Annotated in this window: 9 protein-coding genes and 1 other RNA gene; 5 read left to right on the forward strand and 5 right to left on the reverse strand. The window is 68.4% G+C overall.

The genetic code is table 11. From position 1 onward, the window contains the following. The 4 genes from Q7T09_RS20315 to Q7T09_RS20330 all read right to left on the reverse strand — a co-directional run. Positions 1–372 (reverse strand): MaoC/PaaZ C-terminal domain-containing protein (locus tag Q7T09_RS20315; RefSeq protein ID WP_304702076.1); only part of this gene is annotated, 372 nt, incomplete at its 3' end. Positions 373–383: 11 nt separating this feature from the next. Next, the gene (locus Q7T09_RS20320; RefSeq protein ID WP_304702077.1) at positions 384–878 is read right to left on the reverse strand and encodes a MaoC family dehydratase N-terminal domain-containing protein; all 495 of its coding nucleotides are present in this window, start codon (positions 876–878) and stop codon (positions 384–386) included. Positions 879–941: 63 nt separating this feature from the next. Further along, entirely contained in the window at positions 942–1,547 is a 606-nt protein-coding gene (locus Q7T09_RS20325; protein WP_304702078.1) for a CoA pyrophosphatase, read from the reverse strand. 8 nt (positions 1,548–1,555) lie between these two features. Further along, complete coding sequence (locus Q7T09_RS20330) at positions 1,556–2,077, reverse strand: DUF1993 family protein (RefSeq protein ID WP_304702079.1); 522 nt, start codon at positions 2,075–2,077, stop codon at positions 1,556–1,558. Positions 2,078–2,382: 305 nt separating this feature from the next. Between Q7T09_RS20330 and Q7T09_RS20335 the strand changes: the two genes are divergently transcribed. The 4 genes from Q7T09_RS20335 to Q7T09_RS20350 all read left to right on the forward strand — a co-directional run bounded on the left by Q7T09_RS20335 (position 2,383) and on the right by Q7T09_RS20350 (position 6,138). Next, positions 2,383–3,171, forward strand: coding sequence for a hypothetical protein (locus Q7T09_RS20335; RefSeq protein WP_304702080.1), 789 nt, complete (start codon positions 2,383–2,385; stop codon positions 3,169–3,171). A gap of 11 nt (positions 3,172–3,182) precedes the next feature. Then, positions 3,183–4,346, forward strand: coding sequence for a glycosyltransferase (locus tag Q7T09_RS20340; RefSeq protein ID WP_304702081.1), 1,164 nt, complete (start codon positions 3,183–3,185; stop codon positions 4,344–4,346). A 34-nt stretch (positions 4,347–4,380) separates the two neighbouring features. Further along, positions 4,381–4,929: an acetolactate synthase small subunit gene (gene ilvN, locus Q7T09_RS20345; protein ID WP_304702083.1), complete on the forward strand. Its 549-nt coding sequence runs from the start codon at positions 4,381–4,383 to the stop codon at positions 4,927–4,929. A 543-nt stretch (positions 4,930–5,472) separates the two neighbouring features. Beyond that, positions 5,473–6,138: a TetR/AcrR family transcriptional regulator gene (locus Q7T09_RS20350; protein WP_304702085.1), complete on the forward strand. Its 666-nt coding sequence runs from the start codon at positions 5,473–5,475 to the stop codon at positions 6,136–6,138. A gap of 3 nt (positions 6,139–6,141) precedes the next feature. Here the strand turns inward: Q7T09_RS20350 and Q7T09_RS20355 are convergent, their stop codons facing one another. Further along, entirely contained in the window at positions 6,142–6,720 is a 579-nt protein-coding gene (locus Q7T09_RS20355) for a septation protein IspZ (protein WP_304702087.1), read from the reverse strand. A 154-nt stretch (positions 6,721–6,874) separates the two neighbouring features. Between Q7T09_RS20355 and ssrA the strand changes: the two genes are divergently transcribed. Next, positions 6,875–7,238, forward strand: a transfer-messenger RNA (tmRNA) gene (gene ssrA, locus Q7T09_RS20360). The last annotated feature ends 2 nt before the right edge of the window (positions 7,239–7,240 follow it).

The following is a 7,240-nucleotide window of genomic DNA, read 5'->3' on the forward strand; positions in this document are numbered from 1 at the left end:
CTGGTTGACCGTCTTGACGTCGAACTCGGCCAGCTTCACGCCGTCCTTCTCGGTGATCGCCTTCAGGATGGCCGTGGCGTCCAGGGTGTCGCCCGGCCAGACCTGACTGGTGAAGCGCACGCCGTACTTGGTCAGGCGGGCGTCGCCGACATAGTCGGTGAGCATCTTGCCGGTCATGCCCATGGTCAGCATGCCGTGGGCGAAGACCGACGGATAGCCGGCCACCTGGGTGGTGAAGATCTCGTCGGTGTGCAGCGGGTTGTAGTCGCCCGAGGCGCCGGCGTACTGGACGATCTGGGTGCGTTTCAGGTCTTCCACCAGACGGGCGGTGTGGGCCTCGCCCACCTTCAGTGATTTCGCGCTGAGCGCCATGGAAGCCTCCCCTACTTCTGTTCGACGGGACGTTCGGTGCGGACACCGACGCCGCGCGCGGTGATCACCAGTTCGCCCTTCTGGTCGCGGTATTCGGTGACGCTCTCGGAGAAAACGAGCTTGCCCGAGCGCTTGCCTTCCTTCTCCCAGGTCTTGCCCGGCGTCGTGGTGGCGGTGAGCACGTCGCCGGCGCGTAGGGGACGGTGGTACTCGAAGTGCTGCTCGGCGTGGAGGCCACCCCCACCACCACCGCCGCCGCCACCACCGGGCGCGCGGCCGGTGGCGTTCTTGCCGGACCCGAACCAGGGCTGGCCGATCTTTGGGCGCAGGCCATAGTCGGGGTCGAACTGGGCGCTGGCCTGGGCGAAGGTCGGGGGCGCGATAATGCCGCCGGCCTCGGTGGTCTTGGCGTAGTCGGCGTCGGAATAGACCCGGTTATCGTCGCCGACCGATCGGGCGAACATGAGGATGTGTCCCGCTTCCACGGGGAATGTCTTGGCGGCCATGGGCTCCCTCTCCTGTGCGGTCTGTGCCGCTGTGAAATCCTATACCGGCTTAGCCGGACCCAGCTAGCGCGCCGTCCACTCCGGCTGGCCAATCGTGCCGACCCGGGTGTGGCGGCCGTGCAGGCCGACCTCGCGGAACTGGTAGAGCCAGGCCGCCGTGGGCGGATTGATCCAGTTGTCGTCGGCGAACATCCGCAGGATCGGCTCGCCGCCGTCCGGGTGGGCTTCGCTCATCGGCGCCTCGGGGTGGTTGAGACGCTCGACCGGCTCGAACCAGGCGCGGTCGACCTCGCTGGGATCGGGATTGAGGCTCAGGGTCTCATCGCTCCAGAACACCACCGGCGTCACCAGATGACCGCCCAGGGTCTCGAAATCGTCCAGCATCCCCAGCGCCTCGGAGGGCGTGATGGCGACGCCGAGCTCCTCGGAGGTCTCGCGGATGGCGGCGGTGACCGCGTCCTCGCCCGGCTCCAGGTTGCCGCCCGGCAGGGCGTAGTTGCCCGCGCCCCGCCGCATGGTCAGCGCCCGGCGGGTCAGCAGATAGGTGAGCTCACCGTCCTGGGACGACAGCACGATGGCCACGGCGGCCCGCCGGCGCTCGCCCGTCTCCAGGGCGATGCGCGGGAAGGCCGCGAGGTTGGCGGCGATGCGGGCCCGGTCTGCGTGCATGTCACGCTCTACGCCTTGACGCGCATCGCCCCCAGATAGTCGCGCTTGCCGAGCGGCACGCCCTTGGTGCGCAGGATGTCGTAGGCGGTGGTGGCGTGGAAATGCAGGTTGGGCAGGGAGAAGGAGAGCAGGAAGCCCTCCGCGGTGAAGGGGATGCGGCGCTCGCCCATGACGAAGGCCATGTCGCGGCCCTCGAAGCCGTTGACCTCGGCCGGGTCCAGGGCCTTGAGCCCCGCCTGGGCGTCGGCCACCAGCTTCTGCAGGTCGGCATAGGAGAGCGGCGGAGAGGCCCCGCCCGGCGAGAAGGTCCCGGCCCGCACGCCCTCGATGGCGTCCAGGGAGTGGTGGGCGACCGAGGAGATCTGGAACCAGAAGGGCAGCATGTCCGGGAACAGGCGGGCGTCGACAACCTCGTTGGGATCGACGTTGTTGTCGGTGAAGTGGGACAGGCCCCGGTCCAGGAAGCCCGACACGCCCCCCAGAACCTGGAGGAATGAGGTGACGCTGACGTCGTAGAGTGAAATCGCCATGGCCCGAGGCCTCCCGTGCTTGTTGTTGAGCCCGTTCTCCGCCATCGGCGCCGGGGAAGGCCAGCGATTTCGACAGGCAGGCCGCGCGCCACCGCCCTGGCGGGCCAGGCCGCGGATTTGGACGATGGGCGCGACGGTGGGGCGTGCTTCGGGATCGCGACCCCAGGTAGCGAGGCCCCATGGCGCACGGTAGATCGAGGTGAGAGAACGCCGAAATGCGTGGTAATCAAAGGACTTAACCTCTAGGCAGGCGCTCCCCCGCTGGTGGTCCGGCGCCTCCTCCCACCGTCGACGAGTTCTGTGCCTTGAGTACCCCTTCCGGCAACGCCGAGACGCGCCCGACGGCCCTGGCCGTCGCCCATCCCGGGCATGAGCTGCGGCTGCTGAAGTGGATCGAGCAGACGCGGCCGTCCGTCTTCATCCTCACCGCCGGGTCCCGCAGCGGGACCTCGCGCAGCCGGGTCGAGGCCAGCCGGGGCCTGGCCGAGGCGCTGGGCGCCAGGCCGGCCGAGGTGTTCGGCCAGCACCTGGACCGGGAGGTCTACGAGTGGATCCTGGCCGGTGAGGCCGCGCCCTTCCGCGACCTCGCGCGCCAATTGGCCGACAGCTTCGTGGCGCGCGGGATCGGCCGCGTGGTGACCGACTCCTGGCAGTTCTACAACGCCGTCCACGATCTCTGGCACGTGACCGTCCGGGTCGCCGCCGAGGACGCCGCCGCGCGGCTGGGTCACGCCGTCGAGGTGCTCGACTATCCCGTGGTCCCCACCGTCATGGGGATCTGTCGGCCGGGTCCCGAGCGCCTGCGCCTGACGCTCAACGAGGAGGAGGTGGCGCGCAAGCTGAGTCTGGCCCACGCCTTTCCCGAGATCGCCGACGATCTGGCCGAGGTGATCGATGTGGGCGGCCCCGAGATCCTGGCCCTGGAAACCCTGCATGACCCGCTCCCCCTGCGGGACCTCCGCCCCGGCCCGGGGCAGAAACCCCTCTACGAGCAGTATGGCGAGGCGCGGGTGGCCGGAGGGCTCTACGCCTCGGTGCTGCGCTGGAGCCACGTCGAGCCCATCGCCCTGGCGCTCGCCGCGGTGACCGTATGAGCGGCCCCCGGTTGAAGATCCTCATCACCAACGTCTGGCTCGACGGGCGCGGCGGCACCGAGAGCGTGGTCCGCGACCTGGCGCTCGGGTTCCAGCGCCGCGGACACCGGCCGATCGTCTATTCGCCGCACCTGGGGGACGCCGCCCGGGAGATTCACCAGCGGGGCGTGTCGGTGATCTCCGACCTCGGCCAGCTGGCCGAGGCGCCGGACGTGATCCATGGGCACCACTACGTCCAGACCGCCGAGGCGATCCTGCACTTTCCGCAGGTCCCGGTGGTGACGCTGTCCCACGCCTGGCCGTTCTGGCAGGAGCGTCCGGTCAAGTTCCCGCAGGTTCACCGCTACCTGGCCGTGGACGAGGCGGTCCGCGACCGGCTGGTCCAGATCGACCAGATCGCCCCCGAGCGGGTGGAGATCCTCCACAACGCCGTGGACCTGCGGCGCATTCCCGCGCGACTGGCCGCCTTGGGCCAGCGGCCCCTGACCGCCCTGGCCTTCACCAAGAACAAGGCTCAGCTGCCGATCCTGCAGGCCGCCTGTCGGAAGATGGGCGTGAAGCTGGACGTGCTTGGCCATGGCGCCGACCGGCTGGTGGCGACGCCGGAGGCCGAACTCGTCCGCTACGATCTGGTGTTCGCCACCGCGCGCATGGCGCTGGAGGCCCTGTGCGCCGGCGCCGCGGTGGTCGTCTGCGACGCCCGCGGCCTGGCCGGGCTGGTGACGTCGAACAATGTCGAGCGCCTGCGCGACCTGAACTTCGGCCTGCGCAGCCTGGTCAATCCGGTGACCGTCGAGGCGATCGCCGCCGAGATCACGCTATACGACGCCGCCGAGGCGGGACGGGTGAGCGAGCGGGTGCGGGAATTCGCCGATCTGGAACCGATGCTGGACCGCCTGGAGACCCTCTATGGCGAGGCCATCGCCGCGGCCTCCGCCCAGCCCGCCGCCGAGGCCGCGCGCCGTCAGGCCATGCTGGCCTTCCTGAGCGAGACCCTGCCCCGGGGCCGCGCCAGTCCGCACTGGCCCTGGATGACCGAGCGCCAGGCCCTGCTCGCCCAGATCCAGCGCCTGGACCAGCAACTGGCCCACGCGCGCGCCGGCATCGAAGCGGGCGGCGATCCCCAGGCGGCGCCCCTGGCGTCGGGCGAGGTTGCCCCGTCCGCGCGCATGTGAGAGGTCGTTTCCGAAGCTTTCCGCGAGACTCCACATGTCCGACACCCAGCCCGCCTCCGTCTATGACCTGACGCCCTCGGAAGAGGCCGAGAGCCTGGCGACCTTCGCCATCTTGGTGGACAACGAGCCCGGCGTTCTACACCGGCTGGTGGGGCTGTTCGCGGCCCGCGGCTACAATATCGAGAGCCTGACGGTGGCCGAGACCGACCGGCGGGCCCATACCAGCCGCGTCACCATCGTCACGCGAGGCACCCCGCACGTGCTGATGCAGATCGAGGCCCAGCTCGAGAAGATGGTGGCCACGCGCCACGTGCAGGACATCACCCGCGACCCCAACGGCCTGGAGCGGGAGCTGGCCCTGGTGAAGGTGAAGGGGTCCGGCGGCGACCGGGTCGAGGCCCTGCGCATCGCCGACATCTTCCGCGCCAAGGTGCTGGACACAACCATCGACAGCTTCATCTTCGAGCTGACCGGCGCCTCGTCGAAGATCGACAAGTTCGTCGACCTGATGCGGCCGCTGGGCCTGGTGGAGCTGTCGCGCACCGGGGTGCTGTCCATCACCCGCGGGGCCGAGCGCTTCTAGGGCTGACACAGCTTCGTGAAAAACAGACCGTTTGGTCGGTTTGTTTGTTGACGCCGCCCACGCGTGGTGGTCATTTCCCCTCACGAAACGCGGCCGACCGGCCAAGCCCCACGGGGCTCGGCGAAGGTTTGGCCCAGACGGGGATTTGGAAACGGCAGGCGATCCATTTATCGCCAGTATATATTTGATTTTATTGATAGATTTTTGGATTTTGCATCTCGGGCCAATTATGGTCGGGGCTGCGCTGGTTAGTTTTGACGTGGATGATTTTGACATTCAGACGGCTCGGCGCCGGCGGCTCCGCAAGGACGCCGCGGGCGCCATGGCTCACCTTCGGCGCCGGCGTCTGCGCGGATTCGCGCAGGCGTCGCGCTCCGAGATCGGGCGCGAAGATTCACCCATCACCGAGGTCCTCCCACACGGTCGCACAGATCGTCTGGGCACTGGCGCCGGCGCGCAGTGTGCGCCGGCGCCCTTTTCCGCGCGCTTGCCTGTCGCTGCGGAACATCGCCAGATTGGCGCAAGGTTAGGGGCCCACGGATCATGACGGACAAGGCGGTCATCGCGACGGAGGTCCGGCGCAGCCAGGCCGAGCGCACCGCCTCCATGCGCGCCCGGCTGATCGACGCCGCCGTCGATTGCCTCAACCGCCTGGGCTACTCGGCCACCACGCTATCGACCATCGCCGAGGCGGCGGGGGTGAGCCGCGGCGGCATGCTGCACCAGTTCCCGTCCAAGGTGGATCTGATGCTGGCGGTGGTGGCCTACGCCTCGGGCGCCGACGAGCGGTCCAGCCAGCCGCCGGCCCTGAACGACGACGACGACAAGTTGGCCTATTTCATGTCGCGGACCGACCTGACCTGGCGGATGCTGACCCAGGCGCCGGCCATGGCCAAGCTGGAGATCATGATGGCCGCCCGCTCCGACCAGGTGCTGGCCGCCAAACTGCCCGACATGTTCAACAGCATCGAGCAGAACCGCCGCGAGCGCATGTGGGCCCTGGCCCAGGAGATCGGCGTCCAGGACCGCGAGGCCATCGAGGCCATGGTGGGCCTGCACATGGCCGCCATGCGCGGCCTGGCCATGGAGTTGCTGGTCACCGGCGACCGGGCGGAGGTCGAACGCTCCTTCGCCCTGCTCAAGCGCTACAAGGAGACCCTGATCGGCGATCTCCTGGCCAAGGCCGCCGCTGGCCGCGCCAGCGCCTGAGGCTCAGGCCAGCGCCGCCTCCGGCGCCGCCCTGGCCGCCAGGACGCGGCGGCGGACGATGGCGCGCATGGTCAGGTACTGAACCCCGAACAGGGCGATCTTCGAGGCCGTGGGGAAGATCGCCATGAAGGCCACCCAATGATCGGTGAAGGCGACGGCCACCACGGCGTTGGCCACGGCGGTGGTCAGCATCAAGCCGGCCCAGACATAGCCGAAGACCACCATCACATCCTCGCCGTGTCCGGAGGCGATGGGGGGCATGTAGCGCATCATCCAGCCGCGCTGGAGCATGAAGCCCCCCACCAGCAGGTAGATGACCGTCGGCTTGACCATCAGGAAGCGGATGTCGTGGGTCAGCAGGCTGGCCGCGCCGAACACCAGGACCAGGCCCAGACCCAGCCACTGCAAGGGCGCCACCGGCCGGCCGGTGAGCTTGAGCACCGCCACCTGCCCCACTCCGATGGCGATGGCCACGCTGGCGGCCAGGGTCGGATCGACCTTCAGCGCCACCAGGATCAGGAAGACGATGGTGGCTAGGAAGTCCATCACGAGGGGACGGGCGGCGTAGAGGAGCGGGTGCATTGGGAGGCCTTCAAGAGCGGGAACGGCGATGGACGCAAGGCTAGGCGCAAGCGGCGGCCCGTCCCTAACCCGCTGGCGTAGAAACCGCGGCGATCCACGAAACCGGCCGGCCGTTGGCGCATCGTGAGCGGTCGGGAGCCTGTTTTTTCGATCGGTTCTTCAAATGTGAACCCATAGGACCTATATGTGTCCTGTCGGGTTTCGGCCCGACTATGAGGATAAACGCGCACGTAATAAGCGGACTGGACCCGGGTGCGATTCCCGGCGGCTCCACCAAATCTTTCCCCCGGTTATCGCGGGCAAGTGCGGGGCCGATCAGCATCGACAGACGTCTAAAGGTGTTGCTTTCTTCCGGCTTGGCCCACCGTTTCGGGCCTTAATCTAAATGCGAACGATAACTTCGCTGAAGAAGTCCGTTTGGCCGCGTAAGCGACCCGATAGATTTCGACCTAAACTCCTAGCGTCTTAGCAGCGCTAGGCGGGGCCCGGAGGGCGCCTTGCAACAGAAGCCCTCCACCTT

It is taken from the genome of Phenylobacterium sp. (assembly GCF_030645195.1).
Taxonomy (GTDB): Bacteria; Pseudomonadota; Alphaproteobacteria; order Caulobacterales; family Caulobacteraceae; genus Phenylobacterium.